Consider the following 19,916-nt stretch of genomic DNA (forward strand, 5'->3'; position numbering starts at 1 on the left):
TCCAGTTTGTTGAACTTCACCATCAATGCTCAAGGTTTATCAGGCGTTGTCATAGATGGTTATCAAGAAATTGGAACTCTACTTAAATTATTGGTAGCGGTCAACAGGACTAATACAAAAATGAGTAATAGCAATGACGACTTCGACCCATTGTCCATCCTGGAAAGGGTTTGCCTTGTTTACGGATTCACTCAAAAAATACAGTTAGCTAACCACTTCAAAATGTCGGCCAGCTCGCTTTCAAACCGCTATACACGCGGAAATGTCTCTTATGACCTCGTCGTTCATTGCTCCCTGGAAACAGGTGCAAATGTTAAATGGCTCATGACTGGTGAGGGGGAACGAAATTCAGATCTAAAGACTGTCGATAAGGAGCATTACGAAGCTATCAAGCTAGAAAAATTCACAATAAGTGAAGGTGAAATGCCGTTAGCTGGATATTTCTATCTAGACGCACAAGTCTTGGCGAACCGCACTACCGATGTTTTTATCCTGCAGGAAGATGATACTTATACAATTGTTGAACGGACTTCAGCTTTAACCGATGGGTGGAAAATTCTTGATATTGATGGCTACATCAGTGCACGAGAAGTTTTGGTTCTACCTGGTAGGAAGTTACGTATCTATGGTGGAAAAGAACCATTTGAGTGCTCAGTTGATGACGTCAAGATTCTCGGCCATTTAACCATAGTCATCAACGAGCTCTCCTCTTAATGACTGTACGAAAACTTCCGGCAGGTGGTTGGCTCAGCGAGCTCTATCCAAACGGTGCTAAAGGTAAGCGCATTCGTAAAAAGTTCGCGACCAAGGGTGAGGCACTTGCTTATGAACAGCATGCAATTCAATTGCCGTGGCATGAAGGTAAAGAAGACAAACGTACGCTGAAAGATTTAATTGATTCATGGTACGGTGCACATGGCATAACCTTGCGGGATGGACTTAGACGGCAGCAGGCGATGACACATGCTTATGAGTGTCTAGGTGAACCATTGGCAAGAGATTTTGACGCACAAATGTTCTCGCGCTATCGAGAACGCAGGCTTAAAGGTGATTATGCACGCTCAAATCGCGTCAAGTTGGTGTCTCCGAGAACGCTAAATTTAGAGTTAGCATACTTCCGTGCGGTATTTAATGAATTAAACAGATTGGGGGAATGGGCTGGAGAAAATCCTTTAAAAAATATCCGTCCTTTCCGAACTGAAGAGTCAGAAATGGCTTGGCTTACACATCATCAGATAAATCTTCTGATGGCTGAGTGCCAAAACAGCGAATACGCAGATCTGAAGGCAATAGTAACAATTTGCCTTGCTACAGGTGCTCGATGGTCTGAAGCAGAAGGGCTAAAAAGAAGTCAGATAGCTAATAATAAAATAACTTTTACTAAAACCAAAGGTAGAAAAAACAGAACAGTTCCTATTACTGCCGATGTTTTTAAAGTTATTCCGAGTGAAAAATCAGGTCGTCTATTCACGGATTGCTACGGCGCTTTTCGTTCAGCTCTTGAAAGAACCGGTATTGAACTTCCTGCAGGCCAGCTGACGCATGTTCTGCGCCATACTTTCGCAAGTCACTTCATGATGAATGGTGGCAACTTATTAGTCTTGCAGCGAGTTCTTGGGCATACAGATATAAAGATGACGATGCGTTATGCGCACTTTGCACCTGACCATCTTGAAGAGGCCGCTAAGCTAAACCCATTAGCAATAAGTGGCGATGAAATGGCGATGAAGATTGATAAGATTGATAATCCTTGATAAAAAAAGACAATCTATCCTATTGAAATAAAACGTAAACCATTGTTTTCTCGATGCGATTCATGATTCTCACAATCGCTTGGTCGCTGGTTCAAACCCAGCAGGGGCCACCAAATTTATCAATAAGTTAGCTTCAACTCTACACCACTCCAAAATATCCGGGGATACCTCGGGGATACTTCAAAATACTCATCTTCTCGCTTGAACCTTGCTTTCCATTTGAATATTGGCAGCCGATGATCGTAGAAAAAATTTAAAATCGGTCAAATTCATTGTATTCATCGCCCTTGCTGCCTGAGCCGCTTCGCAATGAACTGAGCGGATCAAGCCCAAGCATTGAGCCTGCAGGAATGAGTTGACTGAAAGCAATATTTCTAGCGGCGAAGACTCGATTGGTTTTCTCACCACCACTTCCGCCCTCTCCAGCAAGCCCACGGCTTGCCGTCATCACTTTAGCCTTCTCCGCGATGGATCTGTCGGCTTCTACAATGTAATGCCAAGCATTGCAGTAAAGAATCAGCATTAGATGATGTTCAGACTCGAACGTACCGCGTTCAGAGAGAATCCTGGCTTGTTCCACACCTCTTCCGCGACCGGGCTGAGTAATCCTGTTGGCGGATCAATTTGGATTACTCGCTTATTAACTATTGGAACAACATTTTTCTTACGCCCAGCCCCACTTGCTCGTATAGACATATAACCCCCAATCGATAGGTAGAACTTAAGAATTGATTATAATTACGGGGAGAAAGCTAGGATAAAAATTTGATCCTTAATTCGTGTGAAAAAAAACGATGAGGCGGGCAGTCCAATGAATTCCAGGTCAAAAGCTCTCATCCTACCCTACCACGCCAATACCCATAGGAGATAGTTCATAACTTTAGGAATAATAATAAATAGATTATTAGAATATCTGTCTACTTTTGGAAATAACTAATAAATCTCAATAAAAATCAAAAATAACATTTCATAATTTATCCGAGCCGCTCTTCAACTAGAACGGCTCAAGAAAGTTTTACCCTACTTGTTAATTTATAATTTTCTTATTAGCTTTCCTTCATCTTTGTTAAAGGAAACAATTGTATACTCGTAACCGTCTAAAGCATCCACAAGAACACTTTCGTCTTCTGATGTAGCAAAAATAATTTGCCCATCAATTTTTGTGGATTCAGCAGCATCTTTAAGCAATTCTGCGAAGCTAACCTTGTTCGCCTCTTGTTGCCTTGGTTCATCAAATATAATAATTCCAGGATGATTAGTATTGAATGCCTGACCTAAAGTAAACAAACTAATCAAATACCCCCAGATAATTCTAATGCCATCACTAGCAGAGGTATCAAAACCGATATCATAACCTTCTCTATTAGGTAAGTAGTTATCTTCTGAGATACCAATTAATTCCGAGTCAAAACTAGTGAAGTTGTATTTTTTCAACCGATCAACAACACCATTTTTCAAATGATGTAATTTTTTTGCATCTTCTTTTGAAAGAATTCGCTCAGGAAAGGAACGTCTTTCTGATGTTAGCCTTTTATATTTTTTATGTAGTGAATCTAATTCCAGACGAATATTCGTGATATCCCTTACCGCATCATCAATATCATCAATTGAATTCTCTAAATTTATCTTATGTCTCAAATACTCCTCTTGTATTGCTAAGGTTGGGTAATCTGTATTTTTTAATTTATTTATCTCGCTTTTAAGAGTTGCAATTTTAGACTCAGTTCGTCTTTGCTCCGCTTCCTTGAATTTCAACTGACCATTACAATCTGACAATACAAAGTCAAACGCTTTTATCTGCTCTTTAATAAAGACCAAACTACTTTCGTATGTCATAAGATTTTCTTGAGATGAGAAATCTAAGAGATTATCATTATATTGCCCTCCACACGTAGGGCATTCGTTTGATAGTAATCTGGTAGACTCGTACACTGATGAGTCTGAAATTTTCTTTAAGTCTTCATATTTTTTCTTATCATCTAAAAGATTTTCCAGTCTCTTTTGTGTAGACAGTATCTGATAATTTATATAGCTTTTGTGATCACTAATATCTTGTAGAATCTGCTCTAAAGAGTGAACTTCGTCAACTTTAGAGCTAATTTTTCTTTGTACTGACAATTGCAAAGCTTCATCATCAATATTGCTCAACGCATGATTTTCTAAGAGATTTAATTCACTCGAATATTCCGTCCTCAATTCAACTAACGACCTTATTTTGTCACCTTCTTTTATGACAAGATCAATCTTATAATTATCAAATTTTGATTCAGGTTGTTCAGGTATTCCAGTGACTACTGCTGATACTTTTGAAGCAATTATTTCAGCATTACGCCGAATCAGCTTCCAATGATTTGATATATCATCAATGCTATTTTTTAATGCACTTCTCTTCAAAATATTTTCATTAACATTGAGAGCCATCAAAAATTCCAGCGCTCTTTTTTTAGCCTCTTTAATACCAAACTGTGTTGGTATTGTGGCCATTATCGATGCCCATCCTTTCTTTTGCTCTACATACCAAGCAGGGAAAAGTACAGAGGGGTAAAGGATGGTATCTTTGCCACTATGGTTGGGTACCAGAGGAAGCTCCCAACCAATAAATTTTGACAGCCACTTATAAAACCCCATATCACGGTCAGTATCTCCTTCACGATGAAGGAAATATGAGCCACTCTTTATGGAATTATCGTCCTCATTAACTTTATCAATGTAGACTATATTGTCACTTTCAAATCCTATTATGTTGCGCTTTAGAGAACGGATAATACCATCATGATTTTTTATTTTTAACAATACATATGATGATATTACTTTTACTTCTTTCCCATCAGCTGTAGTTAAAGCTCTTGTAAGTGAGGGAGGAAATGGAATTTTCGCAGCACCGACTCCTAACGCTTTTTCCATGCCTAATGCGTAGGCGATCGCGTTCATGCAAGTGGATTTACCATGAGAGTTTTCCACTCTAAGTAAAAATAAACCCTTTGAAAACGGGATGGATACGCCGTAGCATCCATCAGTAGTATTGGCAACAATTTCTAATGAAATTATCTCTAATGACATATCATCCTACCTGAAATATTTTATTAATGTTAGTTTCGGATAACTCTTTTTTATACTTTATAAGTTTAAAACGTTCATCCTTGAATACTTCAATTGCTAGAAGTTTAGCTACGCACAATTCACCTTTCTCGGAAATCTTGAACTTGTCATTATCTCTTATAATAAAACCTTCATCCAATAACAATTCAATTGCTCTATCAAGAGTGGGATCCATACGAACTTCAGGCCTAATACTTTCTTTATTTAACGTCCAAATCTCATAGCTCGTACTATTTTGATCGGATTTTAATGCCCAATTAACCACATGAAGTTTCTTCAAAGAGCAGCAACCGGAACGTCCAACCAGAGAAAAAATTATTAGTATTAAACTACAACGCCACAATGGTCTCATGTCACAAGGCAGAAGCTCAGGCCTTTTTGTAAAAGTAAAAGGTTTATTGATAACCTCTTCAATTGTAATGTTCATATGATTATCCACCTTAAAAATCTAATGGGCAACGTATAAGCCAGTCAGAAATAACGCCCCACGTAATTTTTTCAAGATCTGCCTGTTTGAAAGTTGGAACTTCTTCTTCAATGCATTTCTTAAGCGATTCAATGTGTTCAGTCATAATTCCAGATGGTTGTGCGTCTGAAGGCGCAAGCATGAACATACCAACTAAGTTATTCTCTCGTTGTTGTATGCACTTATAAACTACTTCATAGATATCAACCCAATTTGTCTTGAGCGTATCTAATAAGTTTTGATAGTCGAGAAATTTTTGAATTAAAAAATTCCTAATTTGCTCTTGCTTTGAAATTGAATCATTTATTTTTGGTAGTTTTAAATTTAATTTCTCAAGAAAAGAACTATTACTACTGATGAAATCAATTGCACCTTCAATTGTCGTATCATTAAGTTCTAAACTCAGTTGATAAGACTCTTTGCGTAAAGCAAATGACTCTTGAATGTAATTCTTCTCAGTCTGAACAATTATTTGAAAATCATCAGTTACATATGAAAGTCCTAAATCTCTAACTTTCAATGATTTATTAGTACAATACTGACTGAGTTTAGATGATTTGTTGAAAGGTGTAGCCAAAATCCAACGACTTATTTTTAGGTTACCAAAAAGTTCTTTAAGATCTTTAACATTAGTTTTAGAGAACTTTTCAATATCGTTGTAGATTTTCTTGCGTTGTGCTTTATAAAGCTTATCAATATCACTCGATTGTTCAGGTAAATAACATTGAAAAACGTGTCCTTCCATAGTGTAGCATTCAAGACCAAAATCTCCGCCATGCGAGTCGGGTAGGTCACAACAGTTTGCGGGTTTATAGTGAAGCCAGATAATGCTTTTGAAATATGATTCCCATGCTTTGGGGTCGCTGTGAGGGTCAGTTCGCATTTCCAAGTCCATTGAAAAAATTTTACGCCAGTATAACCCCTTGTTCTTAAGGGCGTAAATAAATGTGGCTATAAATTCGTCACATATGGAAAAGGATTTTAAAACACTAAAGGAGCTGAACTGCTCATCAAAAGCATCAATTTGGCTTACTGAAGATTCCTGATGCAGCATAAAACTTACCCCACGGGTTGATCAGCGGCATTGATGGCACTTGATAGATTAATGATCAATCTCATGCTACTTATCTATCTAAACCTAGCGGAATGCCCTCACCGATCTTTTAAATCAAAGAAATTTTCAAGCGGGTTTAAGTGTCAAGTCACCACATTGAATGCCGCTCATCATATCAAATACTGTATATAAATACAGTTTAAATTTTAATTACTTAGACCGATTAAATTCACACCACAGTTTCATCCATATGATAATTAAGGTAATTTAATGATAAGTTTCCATTCATGCCTCCCAGGACATTTGAGAGTTTGTGACTTACCTCTGACAAAAGATTGGTTATAAAAGCCAATGTGTGATGTAAATTTGACCAATTAACTCTAAAAATTTTCAACTAACCACACAAATACTCGCAACTCATTTGCGCAAAATGTAATCACTAAAATTGATTTTGTTCAGTTGTTAAAAGGTAGTTAGTTTCAAAATATCTATCATTAGGAGCTGTTCCAATGGTCGATTTCGCCGCTTGGAAGAAGAGGATTTAAATTACATTTAGGTGGCTTCGTACAGTTATTGTCAGAACTCCAAGAGGTCGCATTCGCGTCCAGAAGGTCAACTTCAAGACCAACGGCCTGCTTCGGCACAAACTTCCACTTTCTTACACGAGTGAGAATGTGGGAATCACCACCAGCAGTGAAAGTTAGTAAGCCCTTCAGACGCATAACCTCTTCACAAGACTCATTCAGGCAATCCATCAGGTTGATACCAAGGCCGCACCAGCAGCCCATCACGATGCACAAACGGGCCACCTTGTGCTTTGATATAGCCAGCTCAATCGCCTGCATCAGCCGCATCATGTGCCTTAGCAAATTCCGGGCTGATGCGTTGAGCGGCTGCGCTATCAGCCATGCGTCTTAGCTCACGATAAACGGTAACCGGCGCACCACCGATGAACTGAAACTGCCGGATGTGCCAAAGTGAAGCCCATGCCGAAACAGCTGATGCGGTATCCTTCAACGGTTTCCCGCTTTCATCGTCCAACTCGTCATCAAGCGCATAGCCATCAATGTTTTTGGCGATGTATTTAGCGATATAGCCCGTTGCACTTCCTTTACTGGGATCGATGTTCTCAGCATGAAAGCGAGCCTTGCGAGCTTTATCCGTTACTAACTCCTCGGCGTGCTCCTGATATGCGTATTCACGCATGATCATGCGCAAGCGTTCTACATCAGTTGGCAGCATGAACAGCAGCAAGTGCTAGTGCGGCGTTGCATCGTTGACCTGCCCCCAGTATTAGATACAACCTTCAGTTAGTAATGTCGGTTGGTTTTTCTTCATGTTTCCCGTTTCGCCAGCATGCTGCAAATTCAAACGGCGTCTGGTGATTCAGGGATGAATGAGGTCTGGACTCGTTATAGTCCTGCCGCCAGTCATTAATGATCTTCCGGGCATGAAGAATATCGCTGAACCAGTGCTCATTAAGGCATTCATCCCGAAAGCGTCTGTTAAAACTCTCAATAAATCCGTTCTGTGTTGGCTTACCCGGCTCGAGCGCACGGCAGGTAAATTCCGGGCCCTGGTCGGTTCTTATCGTGAGCAGAGGCTAAGCGGCAAGATCACCCGCTCCAGTCGAGTTAAAACGGTCACGCCGCACACGGTAAATCTAGAGCTGGCGTATTTCAGGGCGATGTTTAACGAGCTGCGCCGGTTGGATGAATGGACCGCACCGAACCCGTTAGAGAACGTGCGTGAGTTTAAAATCAGTGAATCGGAGATGGCGTATCTCACCATTGAGGAAATTAGAACCCTCCTCGCCGAATGTGAGAACAGCCGATCTAAAGACCTAACTACCATTGTGAAAATCTGCCTGGCAACTGGCGCACGATGGAGTGAGGCCGAAGGAATGAAGGGAAACCAAATCCGCGCCGGTCAGATCATTTATGTGAAAACTAAAGGCAAGAAAAACCGCGCGGTGCCGATAACTGAAAAATTACAGGCTGATCTGCCATCCAGCAGGAAAGCGCAGGTGCTCTTTAAACCATGCTATTCAGCATTTAGAAAGGCTATGCAACGCGCCGGTATCGAAACACCTGCCGGGCAGTTAACGCACGTTTTGCGACACACCTTCGCGTCTCATTTCATGATGAACGGGGGGAATATTCTTGTACTTCAGCGAATTTTGGGGCACACGGATATTAAGGTAACGATGCGTTATGCACACTTTGCACCAGATCATTTAGCTGAGGCATTGTTACTTAATCCTTTAAATAGAATGGAGTCATAACGAGTGAATAACTCTGAAGAAGGTAAAAAAACTCTAGGTCGAGACCTTATTGAAAGACCAAATATTCTTAAATTAATACTAAGACCAAAAGTATTACTTTCCATCACTTTTATCTATGTGGGCATTGGGGTTCCAGTACTAATGAAATTTGGGCTGGGCTTTTCATATGTCGTTGAAAGTGTTGGACCAGCCACACTTGGTATATGTGTTGCTATTGCAGGACTTGCAATGCTTTCGGGAGAAATGAGCAATTTCACTAAGTTAAAAAAAGAAGAGCGGTTCATTGATGTTGATGATAAGAGAGATAATGAAGATCAGACATTTCAAAAGAACATACTCAAAGAACTCAACTCTCTTAAAGCAAATACAAATAATTTCTCCGAGCAGAACATAGAAGAGATAGTTTCTAAAGTAATTGAATCTAAAACTTTAGAACAGGGGAATATGTTTGATTCATTTGAAAATTATTTCAACGAAATACGCCGCGTATTATTGGACCAAGCTTATACATCAGATAAAAAAGCCTCAATACTTTTAGATAAAGGCACTTCATATTCAAAAGGCGGGATAACATTCTTTGTAATTTCAATCGTTGTGTGGCAAACACTTTCGTGGCTTACAGGTTTTAAGGAACAATATATATATGGAATGGTATCTTGCTCACTGTTATTCATCTTTATAGAGTTCTTATCTGCTTGGTTTCTAAAACAATATCGTCATTTCGTTGATACCTCGACTTACCATATAAAAGTTAAATCCATTTTTGATAAATATATGATGTCATATTTGGCTATTAAAAGCTTTAGTGATGAAAGTAGTAGTAAAGAGATAAAATATCAAGCTATGCTTAAAATACTTGAAGAAGAATTGAAATGGCCAGAGTCTTACCTGTTAAAAAAATCCGAAGTTAGTTTTGCTAAGGAGGCAATCGAAACAATGTCTCACTTTGCGAAAGCAATCAAGTCAGAGGCTAAGAATAAAGGAAACGATTAGAAATCGCTTTTAGCGTGGATAATTTATGGGGAACTTACAAAGCGAGGGCTAAGTTCCCTGACCTTGAGCAATCATCTAAACTCAAATGAAGTATCATGCTTAATCAGTTAAAGCATGAGTCATGCTGATGGTGTCTAATTGAAATGGCAGCAAAGTGGCAGCAGAGCTTAACGCTATGTGTCACTTTTCATCACTATTCGGCCTAAATAAAACATAAAAATCAGTAACTTAATGATTTCACTCGCTTCGAATTGGGGTTGATAATCGCTCAGTCGCTGGTTCAAACCCAGCAGGGGCCACCAAATTTTACCTTTAAAATCATATCAATAAGCCACCTTGCATGAGGTGGCTTTTTTGTTTTTAAGCATCAGCGACGCTTGAGATTTTCATCATAAGCGTTGGAAAATGTACGTAATCCCTCACTTAATCATTAAGAACTAGACAACAGATGTGTCATTTTGTAAACATGTAGCTTCAGATGTTGGGCCAACTCCAGGGAATGCACTGTGATTTACGACTGTTTCTTATATTATGATGAAGATATGCTATTAGATATCAGGCTCAATACTCTTAATGATGTCGTAGATCGCTTTGTGATTGTGGAATCAACCCATACATTCACCGGAAAGCCTAAAAAGTTAAATTTTGATATTAGTAAGTTTGAAAAATTTAAAGATAAAATAATTTATGTAATCTTTAATGAACGACCTATATTTAAGCAGGAACACCCAGGCCAATATGATGCATGGGCGAATGAAGCCGCGACTAGAAATGCAATCATGCGGGGTTTAAAAGATGCTAGCGACACTGATCTTATTTTGATTTCTGATGTTGATGAAATATTTAAGCCAGCAATTATTAAGAAAATAAACCCTAAGCAGCTATGTACAATACTGCATATGCCTTTTTATAATTATCAATTTAACCTTCAGGTTTTCAATCCTGATGGTTCTGCACGTCAGTGCAGACTGCCACGCGCAACCAGCATGCGCAACTTACGAGATCATTTTGATAGCAAGCCAGAAACCTTCAGGAACATCAAAAAATCAGGTTTATTTGACGATTTTATTGCCAGAAATTGGTTTAAATTTCGTAGCAAGGTTATCAAAGATGCTGGCTGGCACTTTTCATGGATTATGACACCAGAAAGAATTTCTGAGAAAATGTCGTCAATTTCACATACCGAATATGATCTGCCGCATTTAAACAATAAAGAGCACATCATTAAATCTTTAATCGATGGAAAGGATTTGTGGAATAGAGATAGAAATCTCGTCAAACAAAAACTATCAGACGACAAGTTTCCAGCCTATTTGGTTTCGAATAAAGATAAATATAAAAAGTTTATTCTATAATGGTTTTAGATAATTCATAACACCAAAAAATAATAATATTAAAATCATATCAAAAAGCCACCTCGCTCAAGGTGGCTTTTTGTTTACTCAATCCAAAAAAACTGGCGTGCAATGATTCAATCGCGCTCCATCTCACTCACCTGCCACCTTACAGAACTCACGCCTTTCTCGAGGCTGATGCGGCTTACCAGGCTTTCCAACTGATCGGTCAGTGTGGGATTCCCCATCACCTCCGCATTGACTTCCATGCGATGCGGCGGATCCAGGTCTTCGCTGTGCAGCGATTGCAGGCGCAGACCGCTGCCGCCCAGCGTATGCAGCATCAGGCTGCGTACCTGTACTTCATCCTGCGCGAGACAGATGATTTGTACTTTGTAGTGCTGGATAGCCTCGGCAGCGGAGACAATGGTTTGGCGATTGATGCCCAGCGCCAGCTCACGCAACAGGATATTGGCGCAAAGGATCACCATGCAGCCAATCGCGGCTTCGAGCAGTAATCCCATGCTGCACAGTACGCCAATCGCGGCGGTGCACCACAAGGTCGCGGCGGTATTCAGCCCGCGAATGTTTAGGCCATCACGCATGATCACGCCGCCGCCCAGGAAGCCGATACCGGAGACCACATAAGCGGCAACGCGTGAGGCATCGCTAGCAATGCCTGGCACGCTTTGCGTCATCAAAACAAACAGGCAAGCGCCGGTGCTCACCAGCGCATTAGTGCGTAAACCGGTCATGCGCTGGCGGAGCTGGCGCTCACAGCCAATTAATGCGCCCAACACCAGCGCGACGGTAACGCGCAGTAAAAAGATTTTCCAATCCATAATAGACCTCACTCCGCCGTGCTTTTGCCTGCGGAACAACGGGGTTAATAATTGGATTACAGCTAAAGCCATTACCGCTGTGGATCAGCAGCAAAACGCTAATGAGAAAGGGAGATTCTGGAAGGAAGTCCGCTGTCTTAACGCGCGGTTAAGACAGCGTGATAGCTATCTTACCGCAAGGGCCTGTTGTAATCGTTCGGGACAAGTGTCCAATGTCGTGATCCTCTTGGGTAAAAATTCGCCGCGATTTTAAAGCGCTCGCCGCCGCGTTGCCAACCGCAAAATCCACTTTGTTTAAGTTGGGTTATGACAACGCCAGCCCGCCACGGCTAATTTAGCGTCCCGTCATCAACCAGTGGCTCAGCGTGCCGGCGTTGGCATAACCGTTAATAATGGCGGCATAGCTATCGAAACGGTTACTGACTTCATTAACCTGATTGTTATAGAGATCGCTTTCTGCACTCAACACATCCAGTAATGAACGACGACCTAAGTGATACCACTGATCAAAAAAGTCTTTACGGATGCGATCGGATTCCACAATCAGGTTTTTATACAGTGCGGCACGTTCTGCGGTGGAATGTGCGTTCTGATTGGCCGTCCGCACGCGGTTTTCCAACTCACGCCGCTGTTCCTGCACCTGCTCGCGATTCGCTTCGGCACGCTTAATGGCGGCAATTTCCTGTGCGGTGGTTGAGCCGCCACGGAATAAACCCCAGCTAACGTTCAAACCGGTTTGCCAGGCTTGCTGACGGCCTAACTGATCTTCACGCGTGTTTTTACTGACCGTCCAGTTGAGCTTCGGCAGGCCCGAGGCTTTGATGGCTTCGGCTTCCTTAAAAGCCGCACGTTCTTCAGCGCTGGCGCGCAAGATCAGCGGATGCCCATCCAGACTCGAAAGCTGGCGATTTACGTCCGCAAAGGGAAGCGCCCACTTGTCGCTGGCCGGCAGAATTACCCGGCTATCACCCAATAGACGATGCAGAGTGATCTCTACATCACGCGCGCGTGATTCCGCGTTTTCCAGATAGCTCTGCGCCTGCAGTAGCCGTCCTTTTGCCTGTGTGAGTTCACTGCGGCGGCCCGCATCCAACTGAACAATGCCGTTGAGCATTTTGGTCAGTTCTGCCATGCGCGCCAGATATTGCTTGCTGATGGCGATAACGTGCTGCTGTTTATCCCATTCAATCAATGCATTACTTACCTGCATGGCGAGCTCTTCGCGCTGAGCCTGTACCGTTTGCCGCGCAGAGGTAACACGTTCCTGACGGCTTTCAATGGTGCTGCGGGTTTGGCCAAAATCGTACAAATTGGTTGCGACTGACAAGCCTAAAGAGGGGGTACTGTCCTGATATTGATAGTTTTTAACGCCGTTACCAAACTCTTTAGTGGCTGATGAGGCCGTAACGTCCACCTGCGGCCAACGCTGCCCCTTCGCATCTTCGACGTTGGCTTCGGCCGCCTCGCCCTGCGCCATATACGCCTTCAACGTCGGACTCAGGCTCCAGCTAATACGCGCAGCGGCAAGGAATTTTTGGCGCAGCTCACTTGCTGCGACCGTTTCATTCTCCGGTCCGCTCAGGCTCACCCGAGCCCCCTCCAGCGAGATATCGCTGGATTCCGCCAACACATTCACTGCGGGAGTCAACAAGGCGGCGATACAAACCGCGCACACGGAGAAGTAACGCACCATCGCACGGTGCATCGTATTCTTTATTTTCATAATTTTAACGCTCGCGGAATGCTTCTTTAGCCTTCAGAACTGGCTTCAACAGATAATCGAGAATGGTTTTCTCACCGGTGCGGATCTCGACGGTGGCGATCATGCCTGGAATGATCGGCAGATCTTTATTGCCGGCGTGCAGCGTGCTTTTATCCGTCAGGATCAGAACGCGATAGTAGGTATCATCCGGGCGGCCACTGGCGGCTTTTTGCTCGTCTTTCAACGTATCAGGGCTGATGTACTCCACATGCCCATCAAGCCCGCCGTAAATGGCAAAGTCGTAGGCGGTGATCTTCACCTTGGCCGGTAAACCGGGATGGAGAAATGCCACGTCAGACGGACGGATTTTTCCTTCAACCAGCAGCTGTTCTTCCAATGGAACGATTTCGAGGATGTGTTCGCCCGGCTGGATCACGCCGCCGATGGTGTTAACGCGCACATTTTTCACCGTGCCGCGCACGGGCGCAGTCAGGGTAGTTCGCTCTACCACATCGGCGCGCCCCACCAGGTTTTCACTGACCTGGCTCAGCTCTAGCTCCAGCCGCGTCAGCTCTGCATGCGCTTCAGATTGATAGCGATTGCGACGTTCAACGATTTGCGCCTGGATGTCATTCGCCTGACGCTGCATGCGCAGCAGCTCGACTTCAGACAACAGCCCTTTTGCAGCCAGCGGCTCCGCCAGGTGAATCTCGCGCAGAGATAAGGCGTAACTACGCTGCAGCGAGGTAATGCTGTCATTAAGCGCGCGCTTACGCGATTCGTAGGCCTGGGTCTCTTGCGCAACGATGGCAGGATCGCTCTTCACCTGCTCATCAAACGCCAGCGGCAGCGAATAAGCCTCGGCGCGCAAACGCGCAATGCTGCCCTTCAGACCCACCACTTTACTCAGGACTTCGCGGTAGCTGGACTGCGCGCGAGTGGGATCGATCTTCAGTAATACATCACCGCGATTTACCACCGAACCCTCATGCACGTTCATCTCCGCCAGAATGCCGCCTTCCAGACTTTGAATGACCTGTTCGCGGCTGCGCGAGATGACTTTGCCATCGCCTTTGGTAATCTCTTCAACCCGGGCGAAGTTGGCCCAGAGAAGCCCTATACCTAACACCGCAATAATCAGCCACATCACCAGCCTGGAACCGGGTGTGGTTTGCGACAGCAGTGAAGCCTGCACATCGTTCATAAACTCAGCGTCAGCAGCAGACAGAGGCTTGACGCGGTTACGCCATGGCAGCAACTTGCTCATACGGCTGCCTCCTGCCCGGCGGCCACCGGCGTGGAAGGCGCTAGCGCCTGGCGCGGCTGCGCTTTATTTTTCCCCTCCAGCGTGGCCAGCACCCGATCTTTGGGACCGTCCGCAACCACTTTTCCCTCTTCCACCACGATGATGCGATCGACCAGCGCCAAAATGGAGGGACGATGTGTCACCACAATCAACGTATGTCCTTCGCTGGCGTGGCGGAGATGCGTAAGAAACTGATTTTCAGTCATGCTATCCATGGCGCTGGTTGGCTCATCCATCAGCACAATTTTGGGACGCGTTAACAAGGTGCGCGCCAGCGAAACCAGCTGTCGCTGCCCGCCGGATAATCCTTCTCCGCCCTCGCCCACCATCAGGTTGATACCGCTCGGATGGCGCGCAGCCACCTGATCCAGGCCGGTAAGTTTTAGTACGCGCAGCAGCTCATTGGCGGTGGCATCCGGGCGGCCAATCATCACATTTTCACGCAGCGTGCCGTAAAACAGACGCGCATCCTGGCTAACAAACCCGACGGCTTTGCGCCAGTCCGCCGGATCGATCTGGTTAACGTCCAGGCCATCCGCCGCCAGCTGGCCTTTAATCGGCTGATAAAGCCGCGCCATCACGCGTAACAAGGTAGATTTACCGCTGCCAATACGGCCAAGAATGGCGACGCGTTCACCCGCGTTAATGCTCAGCGAGATGTCCTGCAAAATCTCTGGATTGGGCTTCATTGGCGGAGCCGGATAAGAGAAGCTCACATTGCGCAGTGAGATCGCACCGCTCAGAGGGGGATCGGTCAGATAGGTTTTGCTGCTATCGCGATCGACAGGCATCTCCATTAATTTGTTCAAGGACATCATCGCGGCTTTCGCCTGTTGATAGCGCACCGCCAGACCCACCACCTGCCCCAGCGGACCGGTTGCGCGGCTGGCTAGCATCACGGTGGCGATCATGGCCCCCATGGTGAACGTGCCGGCATTAATCAGATAGACGCCCGCCACCACCAGCATCACCGTCTGAAACTGTTGCAGGAACGTCACCACGCCGGTTGCCAGCGTCGAATAGCGTTTAGATTTCATGGCATTGGCTGATTGCAGCGCGCTGAAATTTTCCCACCGACGCTGCATATGCGCTTCGCCGCCCACCGCTTTCAGCGTCTCCATGCCTTCGATAGATTCGATCAGCACGCCCTGCTTCAATGAGGCATCGCGCAAGTTCTCTTTCATGATGCGCGCCAGCGGCCACTGGATCGCAGCGCTGACGATGATGATCATCGGGATCATCATCAGCGGAATGATGGCCAGCGGACCGCTAATAAAGAAGATCACGCCAACAAACATCAGGATGAAGGGTAAATCGGAGATAGCCGCGAGGGTTGCTGAGGCCACAAAATCGCGTACGGATTCATATTCGCGAATCTGGTTAGCAAAGGTGCCCGACGATGCCGGCTTATGCTCCATCTGAATCGACAGAGCCTGACGAAACAGCATACTGCCCAGCACCAAATCGGCCTTCTTACCGGCCATATCCAGCAGGTACGCGCGCACAAAGCGCGTTATCGCTTCGAAGATCATCGCAATCGTGACGCCAATCGCCAGCGACCACAGCGTAACGAACGCCTGGTTGGGGACTACGCGATCGTAGACATTCATGGTGAAGAAAATGCTGGAGAGTGCCAGCACATTGATTAATACCGCGGCGATCGCGGCACTGCGATAGTAGCGGCGATAGCGCCACAGCGTGGTAAACAGCCAATGTCCTTTGACCTCCGGCAGTATGGCACTGGCGCGCTCGTCCAGTACCGCTGCCGGTTTGGACAGCACGGCAAAGCCGGCATAGATCTCATTGAGCTCCGCGAGTGTCATCTCCACGGCTTTTTCGCTGACATCTGGCATCACCAGCTGGAAGCGCAGTTCGCGTTGATTCTCCGCATTGGTCTGTATTCGACGCGAAAGCACAATGCAGCCGCCGTAGCCTTTGCGCAGCAAAATCATCGGCATTAACGGCTCTGGCAGCTCTTGCAGGCGGCGTTCAACCATGCCGCCCGTGATGCCGGCGTTTTCCAGCGCAGTCATGGCCTGCGAGGGGCTAAGAAATGTCGCTTTGGGCAAACCCGCCACCAGCGCATCTTCACTTTTTTCACGGTTGTAATGTTTGCAGATCCACGCCACGCTTTTTAACAGCGTGTCATCTACGGTGGTTTCTATTCGAGCAACAGAACGCGCATCCCGCTCCACAGCATCCTGCTTCTGGTCGACCATTTCCCGACTCCTTTAAACCTGACAAAAAAACGGCGGGCACATTGCCCACCGTTTCATCTGTTTGAAGGGGCAAAATTTTGACAGATGTCAGGTTTCAGAAAGTCTAAGGCTTGTCTCAAAGGGATATAACGATTTGTTTAACATTGGGAAGATGGCGTTTTGCAGGGCGAAAACCGGGGACTGTTGATGCTCCTCATCTGCGTGTTATCTTACTGACTCGCTTGATAGCAATCGGAAAATAGCAATGGCAAAACAGCGCGTAGGTATCGTATTTGGTGGCAAATCGGCCGAACATGAAGTGTCGTTACAATCAGCCAAAAATATCCTTGAAGCCATTGATAAGAATAAATATGAAGTGGTGTTACTGGGGATTGATAAACAGGGCGAATGGCATCTGAATGATGCGTCGGGTTTTTTACTCAACGCAGAAAATCCGGCGTTGATTGCCCTCAATCGGTCTGGCGAAAATATCGCGCTGGTACCCGGCAGCGCCTCGCAGCAGTTGATAACACGCCAGCAGGCGCAGCCGCTGTCACAGCTGGATGTGATTTTCCCCATCGTACACGGCACGCTGGGTGAAGATGGCTCGCTGCAAGGTCTACTGCGCATGGCTAATCTGCCGTTTGTCGGTTCAGATGTACTGGGTTCCGCCGTGAGCATGGATAAAGATTTTACCAAACGTCTGTTGCGCGATGCCGGACTCAATGTCGCGCCGTGGCTGAGCGTTACGCAGGCACAGCGCGCCAAGGTCGATGCTCAAGCGGTGATCGCGCGCTTTGGCCTGCCGCTGTTTATCAAACCCGCTAACCAAGGCTCGTCGGTGGGCGTGAGTAAAGTTGATAGCCTGGAACAGTTTGATGCAGCGCTGGATCTCGCCTTTACTTTCGATCGCAAGGTGTTGATTGAGCAAGGCATTAAAGGTCGTGAGATTGAGTGTGCGGTGCTGGGTAATGACACGCCGGAAGCCAGTCCGTGCGGCGAAGTGGTGGTACACGATGCGTTCTACTCGTATGACACCAAGTACATCAGCGAAAGCGGTGCCCACGTGGAGGTGCCGGCGGCAATCAGCGATCAAGAAAGTGATGCCATTCGCGCAGTGGCGATAACCGCTTTCCAGGCGCTGGAGTGTTTTGGTATGGCGCGCGTCGATGTGTTCCTGACGGACGCCGGGGAGATTATTGTCAATGAGGTGAATACGTTACCGGGTTTCACCAATATCAGCATGTATCCGAAGCTCTGGCAGGCAGCAGGCTTGAGCTACAGCGATTTAATATCGCGTCTGATCGTGCTGGCGCAGCAGCGCCATCAGCTCACCAGCCAGCTTAAAAGCAGCGTATAACCGGCATGGACGTGGATCAGGCCACGTCCATGATATTGCGCGGCTCCGTCGCCGGTGAGGTTTGATTGCGGCCGTTGCGCTTGGCGAGGTAGAGATTCTTATCCGCTGCCGATACTAAGCGGTTGATAACCGCCGGCCATTCCCGTTCGCTCTGGGCGCTGCCGCGCGCCAGACCTAAACTGGCCGTCACCGTTACCGTGTTGCCCTGAATCCAGAACTTCTCCTTCACCATAGCCTGACGCACGGTTTCGGCCAGCTGATACAGCTGGCTGTGATTGCAGTCAAATACCACCACCACAAATTCTTCGCCGCCAAAACGACACACCAGACCACGATTGCCAACCACCTGCTGAATACGGCGCGCAATCTCCTCCAGCACACTATCGCCAGCATCGTGGCCGAAGTTGTCATTAATCGCTTTGAAATAGTCGACATCCAGCAGCACAACCCCCGCTTCGCGCTGCAGTGAAAAGGGTTCATTCTTCAGGCTTTCATACAGGCCGGAACGGGAGAGCAATTGGGTGAGGAAATCATAATTAGCGCGCAGTGAAAGACGGTGATTGAGCTGCCTGATCGCATCCATACTCACCGCCACCAGCAACGGGCTGATCGCAACGGTGGCAACGCCAAGGCGTGCTGAGGTGAGATGGCTAATAGGCAACAGCGCATCGTCGCCCTGAATATTCATAACGCCATGCGAAACCAAGACGATCTCGGTGATCCCTGTGATCAGAATAACCAGGCTGGTCAGCGGAATCGGCAACACAATGGCGCACCAGATCAGCGCCGGTACCGGGAAGGTCAGGCTGCCGGCACCACCAATTAATGCCCCAACGATCAACGACACAATGACCGCCGCCAGCGGCAGCAGTTTGCCGGGATGCAGTAAGGTGCGCGGCGCTACCGTGCGCAGCGGGCGCGCCAGCATCACCGGGAGCAACATCAGTGAAGTCGAAAACTGCTCGCTAAACCAGTCGCCCCACGCCACGATAAAGCGCGCGTTGAAGTCGACATCCTGCGCCCAGGCACCCCAGGTGGCGCAGGCCGCCGCGCCGAGGAAACAGGCAGGAAAAATGCGCATGGCATTAAACACCTGGCTATGCGCCGAAGGGCGCTGCAGATGTTTGATCAGCATGCTGACCGCCACGAGAATAAACAAAATATTGGCGAAATTGACGGTGAGCGCAGGCAACGCCCAGCCGGAAAATACCATGTCGTTAAAGACCATGGCACTGAAACACACCAGATAACTGGAGGTGGTGTGCAAAAACGGGTTACGCACCATTAAACCGGCCACCAACGCATTTACCGGCCAGAACAGTGAAAACTCTTCGGGGATGCGTAAATGGCTACCGATAAAACAGAAAAACAGCGTAATGAAGAACAGCGTGAGAGCATTCTTTTTTAAATTATTCTCTTCAAACAGCATAACGCGCATACGTCTGAATCCTGTAACCTGGAAATCGCTGCCATCAGCCATGGGCATCAGCAAGCATTAAACCTGAAATAACCGTGCGATGATTC

13 protein-coding genes and 4 pseudogenes are annotated in these 19,916 nt (G+C 46.1%); 6 read left to right on the forward strand and 11 right to left on the reverse strand.

Features of this window, described 5'->3' with window-relative positions:
- Window positions 1-6 precede the first annotated feature (6 nt).
- Both AC07WB_RS16805 and AC07WB_RS16810 read left to right on the forward strand, forming a co-directional pair.
- Window positions 7-714 carry a phage repressor protein CI gene (locus AC07WB_RS16805; RefSeq protein ID WP_494940899.1) on the forward strand — a complete coding sequence of 236 codons (708 nt, stop codon included), beginning with the start codon at window positions 7-9 and terminating at the stop codon, window positions 712-714.
- Window positions 714-1,754 (forward strand): phage integrase, encoded by a 1,041-nt coding sequence (locus tag AC07WB_RS16810; RefSeq protein WP_494940900.1) that lies wholly within the window; start codon window positions 714-716, stop codon window positions 1,752-1,754. Before AC07WB_RS16805 ends, AC07WB_RS16810 begins: the two co-directional genes overlap by 1 nt.
- A 253-nt stretch (window positions 1,755-2,007) precedes the next feature.
- Here the strand turns inward: AC07WB_RS16810 and AC07WB_RS16815 are convergent, their stop codons facing one another.
- The 6 genes and pseudogenes from AC07WB_RS16815 to AC07WB_RS16840 all read right to left on the reverse strand — a co-directional run.
- Window positions 2,008-2,334 carry a P27 family phage terminase small subunit gene (locus AC07WB_RS16815; RefSeq protein ID WP_494940901.1) on the reverse strand — a complete coding sequence of 109 codons (327 nt, stop codon included), beginning with the start codon at window positions 2,332-2,334 and terminating at the stop codon, window positions 2,008-2,010.
- A 452-nt stretch (window positions 2,335-2,786) separates the two neighbouring features.
- On the reverse strand, window positions 2,787-4,814 hold the full coding sequence (locus AC07WB_RS16820) for a hypothetical protein (protein WP_494940902.1): 2,028 nt from the start codon (window positions 4,812-4,814) through the stop codon (window positions 2,787-2,789).
- A gap of 1 nt (window position 4,815) precedes the next feature.
- Window positions 4,816-5,280: a serine/threonine protein kinase gene (locus AC07WB_RS16825; RefSeq protein WP_494940903.1), complete on the reverse strand. Its 465-nt coding sequence runs from the start codon at window positions 5,278-5,280 to the stop codon at window positions 4,816-4,818.
- A gap of 13 nt (window positions 5,281-5,293) precedes the next feature.
- Window positions 5,294-6,373, reverse strand: a complete 1,080-nt coding sequence (locus AC07WB_RS16830) for a hypothetical protein (RefSeq protein ID WP_494940904.1) — start codon at window positions 6,371-6,373, stop codon at window positions 5,294-5,296.
- A gap of 494 nt (window positions 6,374-6,867) precedes the next feature.
- Window positions 6,868-7,651: pseudogene (locus AC07WB_RS16835) on the reverse strand (replication endonuclease); the annotation flags it as partial.
- Between the two features lie 28 nt (window positions 7,652-7,679).
- A pseudogene (locus tag AC07WB_RS16840) lies at window positions 7,680-7,967 on the reverse strand (integrase core domain-containing protein); the annotation flags it as partial.
- On the opposite strand from AC07WB_RS16840, the pseudogene AC07WB_RS16845 reads away from it, so the two are divergent.
- The 3 genes and pseudogenes from AC07WB_RS16845 to AC07WB_RS16855 all read left to right on the forward strand — a co-directional run.
- A pseudogene (locus AC07WB_RS16845) lies at window positions 7,953-8,657 on the forward strand (phage integrase); the annotation flags it as partial. The pseudogenes AC07WB_RS16840 and AC07WB_RS16845 overlap by 15 nt on opposite strands.
- Before the next feature lie 3 nt (window positions 8,658-8,660).
- Entirely contained in the window at window positions 8,661-9,650 is a 990-nt protein-coding gene (locus tag AC07WB_RS16850; RefSeq protein ID WP_494940905.1) for a hypothetical protein, read from the forward strand.
- Window positions 9,651-10,126: 476 nt separating this feature from the next.
- Window positions 10,127-11,005: pseudogene (locus AC07WB_RS16855) on the forward strand (glycosyltransferase family 17 protein); the annotation flags it as partial.
- A 116-nt stretch (window positions 11,006-11,121) separates the two neighbouring features.
- Here the strand turns inward: AC07WB_RS16855 and AC07WB_RS16860 are convergent.
- From AC07WB_RS16860 to AC07WB_RS16875, 4 genes are all read right to left on the reverse strand, one after another.
- Complete coding sequence (locus tag AC07WB_RS16860) at window positions 11,122-11,826, reverse strand: MgtC/SapB family protein (protein WP_097095959.1); 705 nt, start codon at window positions 11,824-11,826, stop codon at window positions 11,122-11,124.
- Window positions 11,827-12,160: 334 nt separating this feature from the next.
- Window positions 12,161-13,549: a TolC family protein gene (locus AC07WB_RS16865; protein WP_494940906.1), complete on the reverse strand. Its 1,389-nt coding sequence runs from the start codon at window positions 13,547-13,549 to the stop codon at window positions 12,161-12,163.
- Window positions 13,550-13,553: 4 nt separating this feature from the next.
- A complete protein-coding gene (locus tag AC07WB_RS16870) occupies window positions 13,554-14,795 on the reverse strand; it encodes an HlyD family type I secretion periplasmic adaptor subunit (RefSeq protein ID WP_097095957.1) in 1,242 nt (413 codons plus the stop codon).
- Complete coding sequence (locus tag AC07WB_RS16875; RefSeq protein ID WP_494940907.1) at window positions 14,792-17,053, reverse strand: type I secretion system permease/ATPase; 2,262 nt, start codon at window positions 17,051-17,053, stop codon at window positions 14,792-14,794. Before AC07WB_RS16875 ends, AC07WB_RS16870 begins: the two co-directional genes overlap by 4 nt.
- 244 nt (window positions 17,054-17,297) lie before the next feature.
- Between AC07WB_RS16875 and ddlA the strand changes: the two genes are divergently transcribed.
- Window positions 17,298-18,392, forward strand: coding sequence for a D-alanine--D-alanine ligase (ddlA, locus tag AC07WB_RS16880; protein WP_097095955.1), 1,095 nt, complete (start codon window positions 17,298-17,300; stop codon window positions 18,390-18,392).
- Window positions 18,393-18,408: 16 nt separating this feature from the next.
- Here the strand turns inward: ddlA and AC07WB_RS16885 are convergent, their stop codons facing one another.
- Complete coding sequence (locus AC07WB_RS16885) at window positions 18,409-19,830, reverse strand: GGDEF domain-containing protein (RefSeq protein WP_494940908.1); 1,422 nt, start codon at window positions 19,828-19,830, stop codon at window positions 18,409-18,411.
- Window positions 19,831-19,916: the final 86 nt, after the last annotated feature.

It is taken from the genome of Pantoea sp. GW821-FHT03E06, assembly GCF_059420725.1.